Source organism: Tardiphaga sp. 841_E9_N1_2 (assembly GCF_051811065.1).
Taxonomy (GTDB): Bacteria; Pseudomonadota; Alphaproteobacteria; order Rhizobiales; family Xanthobacteraceae; genus Tardiphaga; species Tardiphaga robiniae.
The window spans coordinates 2,144,880-2,162,163 of the sequence record NZ_JBPWQC010000001.1 but is presented as its reverse complement, the minus strand read 5'-3'; the positions used below and the strand labels follow the sequence as shown (position 1 = coordinate 2,162,163).

The following is a 17,284-nucleotide window of genomic DNA, read 5'->3' as shown; positions in this document are numbered from 1 at the left end:
CGTCAGAGGTGATGGCATTCTACAGCGTCCTCGATGACTTCAAAACGTGGCGTGCGGTGCTGGCCGCGGAGGGGATCGATCTTCGTCAGGCTGACGATATCGCTGACCCCGCCAGCGTGCGGCAGGCACTTGTCTGGAAGCCGCCACATGGCTTCTTTGCGCGCTATCCCAATCTCGGGCTCGTGGTCAATCTCGGCGCCGGCGTCGACGCGCTGGTCGGGCGTGACGACCTGCCGGAGGTTCCGATCACGCGCCTGTCGGATCCGAAGATGGCGCGGATGATGGCTGGCTATGTGTTGTTCGCGGTGATGCGTCATGCGCGCGATATTCCAACCTTCGAGCGCGCCCAGCGCCAGCATCGCTGGCACTATATTCATCCACATCACTGTCGGCGTACTCGGCCTCGGCGAACTCGGCTTGACCGCGGCGCTGGAATGCGTGCGACAGGGCTATCGCGTGCGCGGCTGGTCCAACACCTTGAAGTCGGTGGAGGGCATCGAGACATCGGCCGGCCTGTCCGCGTTGCCGGATATCCTGGGCGATAGCGACATTCTCGTCTGCATGCTGCCGCAGACGCCACAGACGCGCGGGCTGCTGAATGCCGAGCGCCTGGCACAGATGAAGCGTGGCGCGGTCTTCATCAATGTCTCGCGCGGTAGCATCGTCGATGAGCCGGCGCTGATCGAAGCGCTCCGTTCGGGCCATATCGCGGAGGCCACGCTGGATGTGTTTGCTTCCGAGCCACTGTCGCCGGACAGCGCGCTCTGGGCGATGGACAATGTGCTGATCACGCCGCATCTCGCATCGGTGGCGCTGCCGGGTTCCGCGGCACAGCAGATCGGCGAGAATGTACGCCGGCTGCGGTCCGGGCAGGAGCTGCTAAGCCGCGTCGATCCGCGCCGGGGCTATTGAGCCCGGCGCGAACTGGCCGCCAACGGCAAAGGCGTCGCGCGCGTAGTCGGCGAAGGTCTGCACCGCCGGTCGCAGCGCGTGGCGTTTCAGACGCAGCGCCATCACATGCGTGGCCGGAAGCTTTTCGGTGATGGGCACCACGGCAACGCGGCTGCCGTCATAGCCGATGGTGGTGCGCGGCACGGCATTGTGGATCGAATATCCCTGGCCATTCCCGATCAGTCCGCGGATCAGCTCGAATGACCGGGTCCGGAAGGAAATACGCGGCTCGATACCGGATGCCGTAAACAGGCTGGCGAAGTAATCGCGCGAATGCGGCAGGTCCAGCAGGATGAACGGCTCGTCGCGCATTTCGGTCAGGCTGATCGACGACCGGTTCGCCAGAGGGTGATCCGCCGACAGCACGATATAGGGTGGCAGCTCGCAGAATTTCTCACCGACGATCTCGTCGGGGACGGCAAAGGAATAAGACAGCGCGAGTTCGGTCCGTCCAGAGACCAGCCCGTCGATGATCTCCTGCTGGTCGCCTTCCTCAAGTTTTACCGAGATGCCCGGCTGCCGTTCGCGAAAGCCGGACAGCAGCCCCGGCATGAAGCGTGTGGCGAGGGTCGAGAAGCTGCCGACCACGATTTCGCCGTGCAGCGTGCTGCCAAGCGACTGGGCGCTCTGGGCAAAATCGCGCGCATGCGCGAGCAGCAATCTCGCGTCGTTGACCAGCCGCTGGCCGGCGGGGGAGAGGGTCACGCCCTTGGCGAGATGGCGAATGAAGATCTGGACGCCGAGTTCAGCCTCCAGCTGGCTGAGTGCGGCCGAGATCGAGGGCTGCGACACGTTCAGGCGCTTGGCGGCTTCCGTCACGCTGCCCGCATCGGCCGTCTCAACCACATAACGCAGGGCCCGGAGCGAAAACCTCATCGCGTTTTCCTATGCAACTCCAAAGATAAAAATATTTTCCTTATGATAGGCCCTTCGGCACCCTGTCGTCCAGTCGAACAGGAGCCGATCAATGATCCGCACGGGTGAAGAATATAAGCAGGGCATTCGCGATGGCCGCGAGGTCTGGATCGATGGCGAGCGCGTCAAGGACGTAACCACGCACCCGGCGCTGAAGCCGATCATCGACGTCAAGGCCCGCATGTATGACATGGCGCGTGAAGAGCGTTACGCCGCCGACCTCACTTACGTTGAAGACAACGAGACACATTCGGTCTTCTACAAGCCGCCGACGGAGCAGAAGGACTGGCACGACAAGATCAAGGCCGTCGATCACGTCATGAAGGACATCGGCGGCGTCGTGACCCGCGTCGGCGACGAGACCATCGGCGAGATGTGGTCGCTGACCGATGGGCGCGATGTGCTGGCCGAGATTGATCCGCGCTTCGCCGCCAATATCGATCATCACATCCGTGCCGTGATCGAGAAGGACATCTTCCACGTCTCGGCCAACACCGATCCGAAGGGCGACCGTTCGCTGCCGCCGCAGCAGCAGGATCCGGACCTGATGGTTCACGTCACCCGTGAAACCGATGCCGGCATCATCATTCGCGGCGCGAAATACGAGACCGCGGCGGCTTATGCCGATCAGGCCTATCTGAAGCCGACCGTCGGCGCCTGGGCCAATGAGAAGCTGTCCGACTATGCGGTGGGCTGCATCGTCAAGATGGGTGCGCCGGGCGTAAAACATATCTGCCGCGGCGGCTTCGCCAATCGCAGCAGCGCTAATGCCAAGGACTATCCGCTTGCAAATCGCTTCGATGAGGTCGAGGCGCTGGTGGTGTTCGACGACGTGCTGATCCCGTGGGAAGACGTGTTCTTCTACCGCCATACCCGCGCTGCGCAGTTCGTGCGTTCGACGCTGCATCGCTACTCGGCATTCCCTTATGTACTGCGTCTGCTCTACACCGCCGACATGATGATCGGCGCAGCGATGTGGAACGCCAAGCAGACCGGTCTCGACAAGCTGCAGTCGGTGCGCGAGAAGCTCGCCGATCTGGTCTGCTATCGCGAAGGCATCAACGCGCATCTCACCGCCTCGATCGCCATGGCGGAGAAGAGCCCGGGCGGCCTTCTGATGCCGCAGCAGTCGATGCTCTATGCCGGCCGCGTGTTTGCTTGTTCGCAGCTTCCGGCGATGATGCATATCGCCCGCGAGCTGTGCGGCGGCCAGATCTGCATCACCCCGAATGCCGATGCGTTCGAGGCCGAGGGATCAGGCAAGTGGCTCAACAAGTTCTATTCCCTGAACGACCAGTGGCAGGCCGACGATCGCCGCAAGCTGCTCGCCTTCGCGCGCGATCTCTTGAACTCCGACTATGCCGGTCATCGCCTGACCTTCGTGCAATTCGCACAGGCGCCGCACTTCAATCATCTGGCGGCGGTCTATAACAGCTTCGACTTTGCCGGGCCGCTGGATTTCGTGAAGAAGTCGGCCGGGCTGTCCGACCGTATCGACGGGGTGAAATCATGAGCGCTGCGGCGCATCCGCTGGTCGAGGTCGATATCTTCCGCGACGCCATGCGGATGACGGCCTCGGGCGTGGCGGTGGTGACAACGGATGGCGAAGCGGGCCGCGCGGGCGTCACGGTGTCGTCGCTGTGTTCACTGTCAATGGAGCCGCCATCGGTTGTATTCAGCGTTCACCGCGACAATCGCCATCTCGAAAAGTTGCTGGCCAATGGCGTGTTCGTCGCCAACATTCTGTCTGATACGCAGGAGCGTGTTGCCAACAGCTTCGCCGGGTTGATCCCTGAACTGCGCGACAACCGTTTTCTTGCCGGTGACTGGTCGGAACTGCTGACCGGCGCGCCTGCGCTCGATGGCGCGTTGTGCAATTTCGATTGCCGCGTCGCCAGCGTGTTCGATTTCGGCTCGCATCGCATCGTCGCGGGCGAGGTGCTGAACGTTCGCAACCAAGCTGCGCTGCCCCTGATCTTCTCCGATCGCACATTCCGTCGTCTCGCCGCCTGAGGATCTGCTCCATGACCACCCATCAGCGTTTTCGCAAGTTCAACACCAAGGAAGCCTATCCCGAGCAGTCGCTCGACAACGATGTCTGCATGGTCGTGCGCGCCAACAACACCGTTTATGTGCGCGGCCAGACGGCCATGGATCTCGACGGCAAGATCGTCGGTATCGGCGATGCCGCTGCGCAGACCGAGAATGCCATGACATGCGCCAAGGTGCTGCTTGAAGAGGCAGGCTCCAAGCTCGAGGACGTGGTGAAGATCGTCATCTACATCACCGATCGCGCCTATCGCGAGCCGGTCTATCGCGTCGTCGGCAAATGGCTGAAGGGCGTCTATCCGGTTTCGACGGGGATTATCGTTCAGGGCCTCGCCAAGCCTGAATACCTGATGGAAATCGACATCATCGCGGAAATTCCGGCGTAACGACCCGTTTTTCGCCGGCACTACAGAGATCAATCGGACGTTTGCGGCTTCATCCTTCGCATGATCGATGAGTGCGGATGCGCGCGCCCGTCCGGCGGAAATTCTTGAGGTAAATCAATCGTCTGGCACGATGCTTGCTTTTCTTTCTGGGTCATAATCCTTGTGAGGTTTCGAGATGAAGCGCGCCTTGAAGTTTACTGCATTGATGTTGCTGTCGACGCTCGCGATCGGCGGGCAGGCATCCGCCCAGGAGAAGCTGGTGGTCAGCACCTGGGGTGGAAGTTTCCGCGATCTGATCGATGAAGCGATCGCCAAGAAATTCACCGCCGACACCGGCGTGAAGGTCGAATACATCACCGGCGGCACCATCGACCGCCTCAATCAGGCCAAGCTCGCTGCTGCCAAGCCCGAGAGCGACGTTACCTTCACGACGGCCCATGTCGGCTGGCTCTATGCCAACGACAATCTGTTCGAGAAGCTCGACATGGCGAAGATCCCGAACGCCAGCCATCTGGTCGAGCAGGCCAAGATCAGCCCGTATCACATCGGTTCCTGGGCCTATGTCTACACGATCGGCTATCTGCCCGATCAGTTGCCCAAGGGTGTCAGCTTCGAAAGCTGGGAAGGTCTGTGGAATCCAGCGCTCAAGGGCATGATCTCGTCGCCTGATTTCGATCCGAGCCATGTGATGGTGGTTGCGGCCAAGCTCTCTGGCGGCGACGCATCGAATTGGGAAGTCGGCGAAGCCAAGATGAAAGCGCTGAAGCCGAACTACAAGGCATTCTACACCAATGACGCCAACAGCCAGCAACTGTTCGCGACGGGTGAAACTCCGGTGCAGGTCGTGCTGTCGATGAACGCCTATTACATGCAGGCCCAGGGCGTGCCGATCAAGCTGGCAATTCCGAAGGAAGGCGCAGTTCTCGGCGTCGATACGATGGGCATCACCAAGGGCTCGACCAAGGCGGAGCTGGCCTACAAGTTCATCAACACTGCGCTCGATCCAGAAGTGCAGGCGAAGATCGCCGAACTGAAGAAGGGCAGTCCGGTGGTGGACAACGCCAAGGTCAAGCCCGAGATCGCAGCACTGCCGGGCGTGTTCACGACCGCGGATCAGTGGGCGAAGCAGACGCTGGTGATCGACGCCAAGCTGCGTGCCGAGAAGACCGGCACCTGGCGCAAGTGGTTCACCGAGAACATCATGGCTCCGTAAAAGAGTTCTAGTCGCGATCCGGCTGCTACCGCCGGATCGCGGTCCATGACGTCACGTTCGCCCACTTCGAGTTTGTCCATGAACACACGTCCATTTCTGGGATGGTTTGTCTCGCCGGCCGGCCTCGTTGCTGTGGGGCTGATCGCGGCGATGCTGGCTGTGTTTCAGTACAGCGTGCGGGCCTATATTCCAGGCACGCTCGAAGTCGGTGGCTTCACCTGGGCCAATTTCGAAGCCATGCTGCGGCCGCTTTACGCACTGGCATTCTGGAATACGGTGCTGATCTGTTTCGAGACGGCGGTGTTCACGCTGCTGCTTGCCTATCCGCTAGCCTATGCGTTGACGCGCACCAACAGCTCCGCGCTGCGCTCCTTCATCCTGATCGTGTCGGTCACGCCGCTGTTTCTCGGCGAGGTGGTGCGGACCTATTCCTGGATGATCGTGCTCGGCAATAACGGATTTCTGAACACGCTGCTGCTCAAGCTCGGCCTGGTGGATCGCCCGTTGCGGATGATGTTTACCTCGGGCGGCGTGATTGCGGCCTTGGTGCATGTGACCATGCCGATCATGGTCATCATGCTGGCCGCGGCGCTGTCGCATATCGATCGCAATTACGAGAAGGCGGCCGAAAGTCTCGGCGCGGGTCCGATCCGCATCTTCATGACCATCACGCTGCCGCTGTCGATGCCCGGCATCGTTGCCGGATTCTCAACCGCCTTTGCCTGGACCTTCAGCGCCTTTGCAACGCCGCAACTGATCGGCGGCGGTCGTGTCGCCACCGTATCGACGCTGATCTATCAGCTCGGCTTCTCGTCGTTCAATTTCCCTTTCGCCGCCAGCCTGTCCATCATTGGCCTCGCGCTGTCGCTGGCTGTGATCGCGCTGCTGAAGAAGGCTGCGAGCCCGCTCGAACGCATGGCGGGCACCACATGAAACGTTCACCTGCAACCCTTGCGCTGCGCTGGTCGGGCCGCGTCCTCGTCGCCGCCATTCTCCTATTCGTGCTGTTGCCCGGCGTTGTCGTAGCGATCTCGGCATTCAACGATCGTGCGATCCTGCAATTTCCGCCGCAGTCATGGTCGCTGCGCTGGTTCTATCGTGCGTTTTCCTATGCCGATTTCGCGAAGGGGTTCTGGAATGGCCTGACGGTGACGGTCTGGGCATCCAGCATCGCGGTGGTCGTGGGATCGGCCTTTGCCTTTGCCATTCATCGCTACAAATTCGCGCTCAGGGATTTTCTCGAAGGCATTCTGCTGTCGCCGCTGATCATCCCGCATTACACCGTCGGTCTTGGCATTCTCATCCTCGCCTCGCAGACGGGGATCGGCCGCGGCTTTCCGCTCGTCATCTTCGCCCATGTGGTGATGGTGCTGCCTTTCGTGATGCGCAGCACTTACATCTCGCTGGAAAATCTTGATACGCGCCTGGAGCTGGCGGCGTCCAGTCTCGGTGCCACGCCGCTGCGGATCCTGTTCACGGTGACGATCCCCCTGTTGATTCCGGGCTTGCTCAGCGGCTGGCTGTTCGCGGCGATCCTGTCCTTCAACGAATTCACGGCTACTTTGTTCGTCAGCAGCCAGGCCACGCAGACGCTACCGGTCGCCATGTACAATTATGTCCGCGAATTCGCGGACCCCACGCTGGCCGCGCTGTCGGTCATCTACATCGTCGTGACCGCAACCTTGCTCACGATCGCCAATTCCTTCCTGGGCCTCGGGAAAATCCTGAATGTTGATGCGCACTGATCCAATGACGGCACACACGCCAGCCGCGGCGAGCGACAAGATTCGTCCGGCGGTGCAGCTCGACGGCGTCACCAAGCGCTTCGGCGATTCCATGGCGCTGCATGAGGCCTGGCTGAAGATCCGGCCGAGCGAGTTCATGACTCTGCTGGGCCCATCCGGCTGCGGAAAGACGACGCTGCTCAATCTGGTTGCCGGCTTCCTCGAAGCCGATAATGGCGAGATCTTCATCGACGGCGATCTGGTCACGGAGACGCCCGCGCATATGCGTGAGATCGGCATCGTGTTCCAGAACTATGCGCTGTTCCCGCATATGAGCGTCGCCAAGAACGTGGCTTACGGATTGAAGACCCGCGGCGTCGAGAAGAGGGAGATCGCGCGCCGCGTCGACGAGGCGCTGGCGCTGGTCAAGCTGTCGGGCTTCGCCGACCGCAAGCCCAAACAGCTGTCAGGCGGTCAGCAGCAGCGCGTCGCGCTTGCGCGGGCCCTGGTGATCAAGCCGAAGGTGCTGTTGCTCGACGAGCCGTTCTCGGCGCTCGACAAGAATCTGCGCGGCTCGATGCAGGTCGAGCTCAAGCAGATCCAGCGCGAGCTCGGCGTCACCACGATCTTCGTGACGCATGATCAGGGTGAGGCGCTGTCGATGTCGGATCGTATCGCGGTGATGTCGGCCGGGCGCATCCGCCAGATCGCGGCACCCGACGATATCTATCGCCGTCCGGCCGATCGCTTCGTCGCGTCCTTTGTCGGCGATGCCAATATCCTCAACGGGCGCCTTGTCGAGAAGCGCGGCGATGTCGCGGTCGTTTCGGTCGGCGACATCAGCGCCGACGTTCCTGCGGCGCCGATTGCCGCGCTTTCGATCGGCGATGCCGTGGATGTCTTCGTGCGGCCGGAGCATCTCGCCGTCACGTCGCGCGGCGCTTCGGGATCGCTGCCCGGCACCGTGACGACGCAGGTGTTTCAAGGCGGTCATGTCGATCTCTATATCGACGCGCCCGGCAGTGCGGGCGAGCGCATCCTGCTGCGTTCGCCGGGCATTGCGGCGCTGTCGTCCTGTCCGGTCGGAGCCGAGATCGGATTGACCATCGGCTCCGACGATATCGTGGCGTTTCCGCCAGGCGAGGCGGCGTGAGGCGGTCGCGTCTAGAACGACGGCGCGGCGCCGGGATTCATCGCGCGTGCGACATAGTCCTTCTGCTGCGGTCGATAGCGCTCCCACAGTGCGCGGAGTTCACCAATCGGAGCGTCGTGCCAGTCGACACGCAGGTCGACCACCGGCCAGTCAAACATGTGGGCGACATGCAGGCCCGCCGCATGTTCGTCGTCGGTCTCGCCGCCGGCATCGAGGCCGGCTTCCAGCGCCGACAGCAATCGCTCCGCCAGCGGCTGTCCGGCCGTAGCTTCGAACTTTGCGATCATCACGCTCGGGACTTTTTCATCGACCAGCAGATTGCCCATCGCGAGACAACCATTGCCCTGCGCAATGCCAACGATCGGCAGCGCCTGCGCGCCGGAATGCCACGCCACCTGGCCGTAGCGATCGATCACACCGACCTGCCGCCATGCGGGCTGCGGCGTGCCGAGCGTGAGATTGTTAAGGACGGCACCCGCGCCGAGGCCCTGACGCAGCAGTGCAAGGCCGGTCGGGCCGAGCGACGGATCAGTGACATTCTGCGACACCACGAGGCCGAGCGGTCCCACCCAGGCGCAGCGCGCCGGCACGGCAATGCTCGACGACGTAATGGCAATGCCGAACGCGCCGGTCTCCGGACAGCGTGCCGAGATGGAATAGGTCATCGTGATGCTCCTGCAATCGTAAAAGTATTGGTAGTATAGATGATCGAGAAGATAGCTCAAATACTTTGCGAACTAATCAGTATCGAAAGTATAAGTGCGAATTCGAATCTCGATATCATCGCGTATATCGAGCGGATACTTGCGTCGTCGGGCGTGTCTTCGCGCCGCGTGCCGTCGCCTGATGGCTGCAAGGCGTCGTTGCTCGCGACTATCGGTCCCGTGGATCGTCCCGGTGTGGTCCTGTCGGCGCATACGGATGTGGTGCCGGTGGAGGGGCAGGCCTGGACCGTGCCGCCATTCGCCGGCGTAATCCGCGATGAGCGCGTCTATGGTCGCGGCGCGACCGACATGAAGGGCTTTCTCGCCGTCGTTCTCGCAAGCGTGCCGCGGTTGAAGGACGCGGCAACTGCCGCGCCCGTGCATCTTGCGTTTTCCTATGACGAGGAAGTCGGATGCCGCGGTGCCCCCGATCTCGTGCGTGCGCTGATGCAGTCCCTCGTGCCACCGGCGCTCGCCATCGTGGGTGAGCCAACCACGATGCGCGTCGTGCGCGCGCACAAGGGCAAGGTCGCGCGTCGCCTGACAGTAACAGGCCGTACCGGTCATTCGGCGATGCCGCATCGTGCGGCCAATGCGGTCGATGCGGGCGTTGCGATCGCGCATACGCTGCGTGCCTTCGCTGATGAGGAAGTCGCGCGCGGCGGCGATGCGGCGTTCGATCCGCCATACACGACCATTCACGTTGGCTCGCTGCATGGCGGCAGCATGGTCAATCTGGTGCCGGAACGGGCCGCGCTGGAATACGAGATCCGCACGATGCCCGGCCGTGACGCGGGCGAAATTCTCGCACGGATCGATGAGGTGGTTGCACGCGAGCGCGATCGGCTCCGCGCCAATGCGCCGGAAGCTGACATCGTCTCCGAGGAACTGTCGGCCTATCCCGGGCTCGATACTGCCGCCGACGCAGCTGTGACGCGTCTGGTCGCAAGAATGGCAGGCGATACGCAACCCGCAACCACAGTCGCCTTCGGTACCGAGGCCGGCCTCTACGCAGAGGCGGGGATTCCGACGCTGGTCTGCGGACCCGGCGATATGGCGCGGGGGCACAAAGCCGACGAGTGGATCGGCTTCGACGAACTCGCAGCCGCAAACGCGATGATGGACAGGCTGGCGGATTTGCTGCGTCGGCCGAGTGAAGAGTGGATACGCGTATCATGAAGAACGAAGTGTCGACGATCATGTCGACCATGCAGGCGATCATCGCAACGCAAGCAGGCGGTCCTGACGTTCTGGCGCAAGTCGAACGACCGGTGCCGGTGCCCGGTCCTGGCGAAGTGCTGATCGAAGTCGCCGCAGCCGGCGTCAATCGTCCGGACCTGATGCAGCGAAGCGGTGCCGTGCCGCTGCCGCCGGGTGTCACTGACGTGCTCGGTCTCGAAGTCGCCGGCCGCGTGATCGGTGGCGACGCTGCTTTGCAGGGGCAGGTGGTGATGGCGCTGGTCAAGGGTGGCGGCTATGCGCGCTATTGCATCGCCAAGGCGTCGCATTGTCTTGCGGTGCCCGAGGGGCTGACGATGGAGCAGGCGGCGGCATTGCCCGAAGCGCTGTTCACTGTCTGGCACAATCTGTTCGAACGCGGCCGGTTGTCGAAGGGCGAGACCGTGTTGGTGCATGGCGGTGCCAGTGGCGTCGGCACCATCGCGATCCGCATGGCCATCGCTCGCGGTGCGACGGCGATCGCGACCGTGGGCAGCGATGCCAAGAAGAAGGCGGTGGAAGCGCTCGGCGCCGTCGCCATCAACTATCGTACCGACGACTTCGTTGTCGCAGCGCGCGACGCCACAAGCGGGCGCGGCGTCGATGTCGTGCTCGACATCGTCGGTGGCTCCTATGTGGCGCGCAATCTCGATGTGCTGGCATCCGGCGGACGGCACGTCAGCCTGTCCTTCATGGAAGGCGGCGTGGTGCCGATCGATCTCGGACTGGTGATGCGGAAGGGATTGTATCTGACGTCGTCGACGCTGCGGCCGAAGTCCGACGAGGAGAAGACCGCAATCGCTGCCGCGCTCCGCGCCGAGGTGCTGCCGCTGGTGGCATCCGGCGTAGTGAGGCCGCTGATCTGGCGCCAGTTGCCTCTCGGAGATGCAGCGCAAGCTCACCGCATTCTGGAAGCCAATGAAAACATCGGCAAAGTGCTGCTGCTGCCGGCCGGCGCTGCCTCATGAGCGGCGCTGTCGAACGCAAATGCTACATGTCGATACTGGAGCTATCTAATGGCGACGACTAAGCCCTCTCTCAAGCTGACACATGAAGGCGCGCTCAAAGCTTTGGCGGGTGCCGTTGCCAAGGCGGACGAGCTCGGTGTCGCGCAGAACATCACCATCGTCGACGACGGCGGCAATCTTCTGGCGTTTGTTCGGATGGACGGCGCCAAATTGCTGTCGCGGGAAACATCGATGTCCAAGGCCATTACGGCCGCATCGCATCGGCAGCCGACATCGCGGCTCAATCCCGCCGACGAGATCAAGCTGGCCATCGCAGGCGGCGGCCGCCTGACCAATCTCGAAGGCGGGCTGCCCATCGTGATTGCTGGCCAATGTGTCGGGGCGGTCGGCGTCGGGTCGGGCACCGGCGCGCAGGATGTCGAAGTCGCGCGTGCCGCGCTGGCGGCCATCGACGCGGAGGATCAGAAGCCATGAGCGACAGGATCGAACTGTTCTACGCGCCGACATCGCCCTATGTGCGCAAGGTGATGGCTTGCGCGATCGAACTGGGATTGGCCGGTCGCGTCACGCGGCTGCCGAGTGCAGCGCATCCGTTGAAGCGCGACGCGCGGATCGCAAGTTTCAACCCGCTCGCCAAGGTGCCGGCGGCGAAGCTGGCGGATGGTACGCTGCTGTTCGACAGCCGGGTGATTTGCGAATATCTCGATGACCTCGGACACGGTTCGCTGTTTCCGCGCGGGCCTGAGCGTTGGAAGGTGCTCACCGAGCAAGCGCTCGGTGATGGCCTGCTCGATGCGGCGCTACTCACGCGCTACGAGAATACCTGCCGGAGCGACGAGATCAGATCAGCGGAGTGGATCGATGGTCAGATGGTCAAGATCGCTGCGGCGCTCGATGAGATGGAAAACTCTGTCGCATCGTTCGGCGCCCGCGTCAGCATCGGCAGCCTCACCATCGCCTGCGCGCTCGGCTATCTGGATTTTCGTTTCGCATCATTCGACTGGCGCAGCTCGCGGCCGGCCCTGACCGACTGGTTCGCAGCCGTGTCGGAGCGGCCGTCATTGCAAGATACGGTTCCGGCCGAGGGATAATTTTGTCGTCAGCTTTCAGCCTCGACCCAGTTCAGCGTCATCCGCATCGCATGGGTGTGCCGGGCTTCGATCAACCACTGTTCTTCGCGATAGCAGATCGAGCGCAGTAGGCTCTCGATGGCGAAGGAGGCGAAGAACCGTGGCGTGATTTGCTCGACCTCGATGGGGCCGAGCGGAAAAGCGACGATCGACGCCGCCTTGAGGTGGCTGTCGTTCGGGAGCGGTTCTGAGGCGCGCAGCAGATTGAGCGTCTCTATGGCAATGGTTTTCTGACCGGGCATCGGGGCATTCTGCCGAAAAACCTTACGCTGCCAGCCAGTGCTTAATTTTTCGTGGAACCGGGCGTCGCGCGACTCAGGCGGCCAGATGAAAATCAGAAATCTGCACGCGATTTCGGCCCGCCGCCTTGGCTTGGTAGAGCGCCGCATCGGCCCGGCTAAGCAATGCCTGCAGTGTTTCAGGCTCGGCTGACCGGATCGCGATTCCCACGCTGACCGTGGCGTGGATAACACCGGCGGAAGTCGGGAACGTCTTTGTCTCCAGCGTTGATCGGATGCGCTCGGCGACAGCGGCCGCTGCTTTTGGGCTCGACGCGGATAGGACAATGCAGAATTCCTCGCCGCCCAGACGCGCGGCAACGTCTTCGGCGCGAATGTTCGAGAAGATCACTTCAGCAAAGGCCCGCAGCACGCGGTCGCCGGCGGCGTGGCCGAACCGATCGTTGATCGTTTTGAAGTGATCGAGATCCATCACCAGAATTGCGGTGTTGGATGCTGTCTCCGTTACCTTTTCGCCAAACAGCGCGCGCCGATTGAGCAGGCCGGTCAAAGGATCGGTCATGGCATCGGATTTATGCCGGTTCGACGTCCGGATCTGGTTGATCGTCAGTGACAGCGCACCGATCCCGGTCAGACCGACGATCACCATCAGTGAATTGAACTGTTCTGCCCAATTCATCGGTCGATCGGTCAGCACGAATTGCCCGGTACGCAAGAGTTCGGCACCGCAAGCCACGAACGATGCGGCCGTGACGAGATAAAGCAACGCATTTGCGACCATCAGCAGCGGTGCTTCGGCGCGCGCGTGCCAATATTGCGCAGCCGAGAGCGCAACGAGAAGGCCCGTGCCAAAATTCGCGGCCATCGTGCCGGTGCCGGTGTAACCAAGCGCAAAGCCTATGATCATCGGAACGAGCCCTGCAGTGGTGACGAGGGCGGCGCGGATCCAATGGGCCTGGTTCGAGCAAAATTGCGTGGTGCCCGCATAGATCACCCCGAAGCCGACAAGCAGCAATATGAATGCAGCGAGCTGTAGCCTCGAATCATATTGTTCGAAGCCTGCATAGATGATGACGGCAACGACCGTGGTCGCGAGACCGATCGACCAAGTCAGCAGATAGGTCTCGGATCGCGCGACGAGCCAGGTGGCGAGCAATGTGAGCGCGAGCGCCGCGCTCGAGAGTCCGATCGCTGCGAAGATGGAGGACTGATCTAGCAACATGATGTCCGAACGCGGTGTAATTTATTTGATGCGCAATAAGCAGCACCCACTTACCACCGATCGCGGTCGGGGCCACCCATTTTGTATGGTGAGCAAAGCGTTACCAGGCCTGTGGACGGGATGTCCGGAGATCGTCGTAAGCCGTTTTTTTGCGACGATTTGTGCCGGAACGAGACGCAGCCGTCGGCGTTTTCTTGCAGGGTGTCACAGAGGGTTGAACATGAAAAAGATTCTGGCGACGGCGGCAGCTGCACTGATGATCGCGAGTTTCACGGCGACGGCGGCGTCTGCGAAGAAAGTCCATCGTGGCTACAAGGCGCACCACGGATATTACGGGACCTATGGCCAGATGCGAGGGCCGGCGATCTTTCGTGGCAATGCCGCGATGAGCGGCAATCACGGCAATTCTGCCTATGGCAGCAACTCGCTCGGCCATATCAAGGGCGGCAATATCGGAGGCGGCAAGTAGCGCGGCATTACATTGGGGAAGGCGAGGTCGATCGTTTCAATGCGACCGATCTGGTTAACGTCTTTCTGATGGGTTGGTGGTAATTGGCTATACCGCAACTTACAGTTCAGGTTTGTCATGCTCCCGGATGGTCGTTATTCGGCGTGGTTTCGTATTCCCGAGAAGGAAGGCATGGGGATTATCACACTCGCTGATGGTCGATTGTCGGGCGGCGATACCGTGATCGCCTATAGCGGTTCCTATATCCAGAACGGCGATGCTTTCACGGCGACGATTGCGACCCGCCGGCATGCGGACGGCCAGCCCGCGATCTTCGGCATTGACGAGGTTGAGATTGATCTGGTCGGGACATCCAAGACCACGACGGCGTCCTGCAGAGGTGTCGTCAAGCAACGCCCCGACGTGCCGTTTCAGGTCGTGCTGGTGCGCATGGAAGGCTAGGCCTCCGGTCTATTCGCGCAACTCGTATTGATGTCGCAACAGCTGAACCATGTCCTGGACCCGCTGGCGCCAGGCACGCGCGTCAGACACCGCGCCGGCGGCCGGCGTGATGCGCAACATGGCGTTCCATGGGCGCGTGCCATAGACGACCACCTCGAAGCCGACTGTCGGACAGCCATCGATACCCTTTAGCGCGCGCAGGATCACATCCGCGATTTCCGAGCGGTCAAGCGTGCGGGTGCTCTCGACCGCAAGTTGCGGCTCCAGCGATGCCGCTGGATTCTCCTCTGCGACGACCGGATCGAAACCGTCTCTGGTGTCCGCGTCTGGCTCAGGCCTGATCGGTTCGGGATCGCCTGGCCTCCTCATGAGTCGTTCGACCAGACCGAGCAGGCCTCGATCGCGTTCGGGCGTCTCTTTCACATCAACGGTCCAATATCAGCGGCGACAGGTGATTTCACATCCTCCGCGGGGTGTTGTCGATGGGCTTCGCGGTCATTGCGGTGCACAAATGCGCTGCGGGTTGGCTTTGTCGCAAAAGTTTCATCCGCGGCCTATAGTGGGGCGTCACGCATTCCCCTCAGACTTCTATGCGCCGGCCTTAAAGCCTGCGTCAGGATGGAGACGATCGCCGTGAAACCGTTCCGCTTGGTATTTGCTCTGTCCGCGCTGGCGCTCGCCGCCCTATCGCAGCCCGCTCGTGCTGCGGATGTCATCTGCTACAACTGTCCGCCGGAATGGGCCGACTGGGCGTCGATGATCAAGGCGGTGAAGACCGACCTCAGCATCGAGATGCCGCATGACAACAAGAACTCCGGTCAGGCACTGGCGCAGATCCTCGCCGAGAAGGCCAATCCGGTTGGCGACATCGGCTATTTCGGCGTCACCTTCGGCATGAAGGCCAAGGCGCAGGATGCGCTCGAGCCTTACAAGCCCGCTGGCTGGGATCAGGTGGATGCCGGCCTGAAGGATTCCGAAGGCTACTGGACCACGATCCATTCCGGCACGCTCGGCTTCTTCGTCAACAAGGATGCCCTCGCTGGCAAGCCGGTGCCGAAGTGCTGGAAGGATCTCGCCAAGCCCGACTACAAGGGCATGGTCGGCTATCTCGATCCGACGTCGGCCGCCGTCGGCTATGTCGGCGCGGTTGCCGTCAATCTCGCGCTCGGCGGCACGGACCAGAATTTCGATCCGGCCATCGCCTTCTTCAAGGAGCTGAAGAAGAACGACGCGATCGTGCCGAAGCAGACGTCCTATGCCCGCGTCGTCTCCGGCGAGATGCCAATCCTGTTGGACTATGATTTCAATGCCTATCGCGCCAAGTATTCCGAGAAGGGCAATTTCGAATTCGTCATTCCCTGCGAAGGCTCGGTCGTGTTTCCCTATGTGGTTGGTCTTGTGAAGAACGCGCCGCATAAGGACAAGGCCAAGAAGGTCATGGACTATCTGCTGTCCGACAAGGGCCAGGCGATCTGGACCAATGCTTACCTGCGTCCAGCCCGCAAGATCGAACTACCGGAAGCCGTGAAGGCCAAGTTCCTGCCGGACAGCGAATATGCCCGCGCCAAGAGCGTGGACTGGGGCAAGATGGAGCTGGCGCAGAAAGGCTTCAGCGACCGCTATCTCGCCGAAGTCCGTTGATGCACAATGGTGCCCCGGCGGGGGCAGGGGCACCATAGTTTCATGTCGCATCGTAATTTCATCTGGATCTGCCTGCTGCCGCTCGTGGTGGTGACAGCAGCCTTCTTCCTCTTGCCGATGGCGCAATTGCTCGCCGTCGGTGCCGGTGGATCGCGCGGCGCGTCCGCCTATCTGGCGATCATTACAGAACCGCGCTATCGCGCCACGCTGATTAATACGGTCGTACTCGCTGCGGCGACGACCGTCGCCACGTTGGTGATTGCCACCATCGCCGGCCTGTTCCTGCAGCGTCATCGCTTCCCCGGCCGCGCCGTGCTGATCGCGATGCTGACGTTCCCGCTGGCATTTCCCGGAGTCGTGGTCGGCTTTCTGATCATTCTGCTGGCAGGACGTCAGGGTCTGATCGGCGCCATCACCGCTGCGGTGACGGGCGAGAAAGTCGTGTTCGCCTATTCGATCTTCGGTCTGTTTCTCGGCTATCTCTATTTCTCGATTCCGCGCGTGATCCTCACGGTGATGGCCGCGGTGCAGAAGCTCGATATCGGACTGGAGGAGGCAGCGCGTTCGCTCGGTGCAAGCCCGTGGGCTGTCCAGCGCGATGTGGTGCTGCCGGCCCTCGGGCCGGCTTTCGTCGCCTCGGGCGCGATTGCGTTTGCGACGGCGATGGGGGCTTTCGGCACAGCCTTCACGCTCGCGACCAACATCGATGTGCTGCCGATGCTGATCTACACAGAGTTCACGCTGGCCGCGAATTTTGCGATCTCGGCGGCGCTGTCGATCGGACTTGGTGCGATCGCCTGGGCAATCCTCGCGCTGGCCCGCTCAATGAGCGGCGGCGCTGTTGCGGCGGCAGGGTGAGCC

The 17,284-nt window shown here is 61.9% G+C and carries 22 protein-coding genes; 16 read left to right on the top strand and 6 right to left on the bottom strand.

Annotated elements, in window-relative coordinates:
• Nucleotides 1-2 precede the first annotated feature (2 nt).
• Nucleotides 3-317 carry a hypothetical protein gene (locus AB8A50_RS10455; protein ID WP_439077600.1) on the bottom strand — a complete coding sequence of 105 codons (315 nt, stop codon included), beginning with the start codon at nt 315-317 and terminating at the stop codon, nt 3-5.
• Here AB8A50_RS10455 and AB8A50_RS10450 point away from each other — a divergent pair.
• Nucleotides 316-912: an NAD(P)-dependent oxidoreductase gene (locus AB8A50_RS10450; RefSeq protein ID WP_439077599.1), complete on the top strand. Its 597-nt coding sequence runs from the start codon at nt 316-318 to the stop codon at nt 910-912. The genes AB8A50_RS10455 and AB8A50_RS10450 overlap by 2 nt on opposite strands.
• Here the strand turns inward: AB8A50_RS10450 and AB8A50_RS10445 are convergent.
• Nucleotides 880-1,827, bottom strand: coding sequence for a LysR family transcriptional regulator (locus tag AB8A50_RS10445; RefSeq protein ID WP_068732018.1), 948 nt, complete (start codon nt 1,825-1,827; stop codon nt 880-882). The two genes, AB8A50_RS10450 and AB8A50_RS10445, sit on opposite strands and share 33 nt — an antisense overlap.
• A 91-nt stretch (nt 1,828-1,918) precedes the next feature.
• On the opposite strand from AB8A50_RS10445, the gene AB8A50_RS10440 reads away from it, so the two are divergent.
• From AB8A50_RS10440 to AB8A50_RS10410, 7 genes are all read left to right on the top strand, one after another.
• Complete coding sequence (locus AB8A50_RS10440) at nt 1,919-3,379, top strand: 4-hydroxyphenylacetate 3-hydroxylase family protein (protein WP_089264772.1); 1,461 nt, start codon at nt 1,919-1,921, stop codon at nt 3,377-3,379.
• Nucleotides 3,376-3,879: a flavin reductase family protein gene (locus AB8A50_RS10435; protein WP_093762112.1), complete on the top strand. Its 504-nt coding sequence runs from the start codon at nt 3,376-3,378 to the stop codon at nt 3,877-3,879. Before AB8A50_RS10440 ends, AB8A50_RS10435 begins: the two co-directional genes overlap by 4 nt.
• Before the next feature lie 11 nt (nt 3,880-3,890).
• Nucleotides 3,891-4,301, top strand: coding sequence for a RidA family protein (locus AB8A50_RS10430; RefSeq protein WP_089264770.1), 411 nt, complete (start codon nt 3,891-3,893; stop codon nt 4,299-4,301).
• 175 nt (nt 4,302-4,476) lie between these two features.
• Nucleotides 4,477-5,514: an ABC transporter substrate-binding protein gene (locus AB8A50_RS10425; RefSeq protein WP_116661736.1), complete on the top strand. Its 1,038-nt coding sequence runs from the start codon at nt 4,477-4,479 to the stop codon at nt 5,512-5,514.
• Nucleotides 5,515-5,592: 78 nt separating this feature from the next.
• A complete protein-coding gene (locus AB8A50_RS10420) occupies nt 5,593-6,447 on the top strand; it encodes an ABC transporter permease (protein WP_093762116.1) in 855 nt (284 codons plus the stop codon).
• A complete protein-coding gene (locus AB8A50_RS10415; RefSeq protein WP_089264767.1) occupies nt 6,444-7,259 on the top strand; it encodes an ABC transporter permease in 816 nt (271 codons plus the stop codon). Before AB8A50_RS10420 ends, AB8A50_RS10415 begins: the two co-directional genes overlap by 4 nt.
• Nucleotides 7,243-8,391, top strand: coding sequence for an ABC transporter ATP-binding protein (locus AB8A50_RS10410; protein WP_439077598.1), 1,149 nt, complete (start codon nt 7,243-7,245; stop codon nt 8,389-8,391). Before AB8A50_RS10415 ends, AB8A50_RS10410 begins: the two co-directional genes overlap by 17 nt.
• Nucleotides 8,392-8,402: 11 nt before the next feature.
• Here the strand turns inward: AB8A50_RS10410 and AB8A50_RS10405 are convergent, their stop codons facing one another.
• On the bottom strand, nt 8,403-9,056 hold the full coding sequence (locus tag AB8A50_RS10405) for a DUF1028 domain-containing protein (protein ID WP_439077597.1): 654 nt from the start codon (nt 9,054-9,056) through the stop codon (nt 8,403-8,405).
• A gap of 39 nt (nt 9,057-9,095) precedes the next feature.
• Here AB8A50_RS10405 and argE point away from each other — a divergent pair, with 39 nt between their 5' ends.
• From argE to AB8A50_RS10385, 4 genes are read left to right on the top strand one after another with little or no spacing between them, the layout of a single operon-like run.
• Nucleotides 9,096-10,274, top strand: coding sequence for an acetylornithine deacetylase (gene argE, locus AB8A50_RS10400; protein WP_439077596.1), 1,179 nt, complete (start codon nt 9,096-9,098; stop codon nt 10,272-10,274).
• Nucleotides 10,271-11,281 (top strand): NAD(P)H-quinone oxidoreductase, encoded by a 1,011-nt coding sequence (locus tag AB8A50_RS10395; RefSeq protein ID WP_439077595.1) that lies wholly within the window; start codon nt 10,271-10,273, stop codon nt 11,279-11,281. Before argE ends, AB8A50_RS10395 begins: the two co-directional genes overlap by 4 nt.
• 48 nt (nt 11,282-11,329) lie before the next feature.
• Complete coding sequence (locus AB8A50_RS10390; protein ID WP_439077594.1) at nt 11,330-11,755, top strand: GlcG/HbpS family heme-binding protein; 426 nt, start codon at nt 11,330-11,332, stop codon at nt 11,753-11,755.
• 8 nt (nt 11,756-11,763) lie between these two features.
• The gene (locus AB8A50_RS10385; protein ID WP_439079954.1) at nt 11,764-12,372 is read left to right on the top strand and encodes a glutathione S-transferase; all 609 of its coding nucleotides are present in this window, start codon (nt 11,764-11,766) and stop codon (nt 12,370-12,372) included.
• Between the two features lie 8 nt (nt 12,373-12,380).
• Here the strand turns inward: AB8A50_RS10385 and AB8A50_RS10380 are convergent, their stop codons facing one another.
• The gene (locus AB8A50_RS10380; protein WP_439077593.1) at nt 12,381-12,653 is read right to left on the bottom strand and encodes a hypothetical protein; all 273 of its coding nucleotides are present in this window, start codon (nt 12,651-12,653) and stop codon (nt 12,381-12,383) included.
• Nucleotides 12,654-12,726: 73 nt separating this feature from the next.
• On the bottom strand, nt 12,727-13,872 hold the full coding sequence (locus AB8A50_RS10375) for a GGDEF domain-containing protein (RefSeq protein WP_309945020.1): 1,146 nt from the start codon (nt 13,870-13,872) through the stop codon (nt 12,727-12,729).
• Nucleotides 13,873-14,092: 220 nt separating this feature from the next.
• Between AB8A50_RS10375 and AB8A50_RS10370 the strand changes: the two genes are divergently transcribed.
• Together AB8A50_RS10370 and AB8A50_RS10365 are read left to right on the top strand one after the other, a co-directional pair.
• Nucleotides 14,093-14,341 (top strand): hypothetical protein, encoded by a 249-nt coding sequence (locus AB8A50_RS10370; protein WP_184517958.1) that lies wholly within the window; start codon nt 14,093-14,095, stop codon nt 14,339-14,341.
• 171 nt (nt 14,342-14,512) lie between these two features.
• The gene (locus AB8A50_RS10365; protein ID WP_439077592.1) at nt 14,513-14,782 is read left to right on the top strand and encodes a hypothetical protein; all 270 of its coding nucleotides are present in this window, start codon (nt 14,513-14,515) and stop codon (nt 14,780-14,782) included.
• A gap of 9 nt (nt 14,783-14,791) precedes the next feature.
• On the opposite strand, the gene AB8A50_RS10360 is transcribed toward AB8A50_RS10365, so the two are convergent.
• Nucleotides 14,792-15,205, bottom strand: coding sequence for a hypothetical protein (locus AB8A50_RS10360; protein ID WP_439077591.1), 414 nt, complete (start codon nt 15,203-15,205; stop codon nt 14,792-14,794).
• Between the two features lie 210 nt (nt 15,206-15,415).
• Here AB8A50_RS10360 and AB8A50_RS10355 point away from each other — a divergent pair, with 210 nt between their 5' ends.
• Together AB8A50_RS10355 and AB8A50_RS10350 are read left to right on the top strand one after the other, a co-directional pair.
• Nucleotides 15,416-16,423, top strand: coding sequence for an ABC transporter substrate-binding protein (locus AB8A50_RS10355; RefSeq protein ID WP_439077590.1), 1,008 nt, complete (start codon nt 15,416-15,418; stop codon nt 16,421-16,423).
• Nucleotides 16,424-16,465: 42 nt separating this feature from the next.
• Entirely contained in the window at nt 16,466-17,281 is an 816-nt protein-coding gene (locus AB8A50_RS10350) for an ABC transporter permease (RefSeq protein WP_439077589.1), read from the top strand.
• The last annotated feature ends 3 nt before the right edge of the window (nt 17,282-17,284 follow it).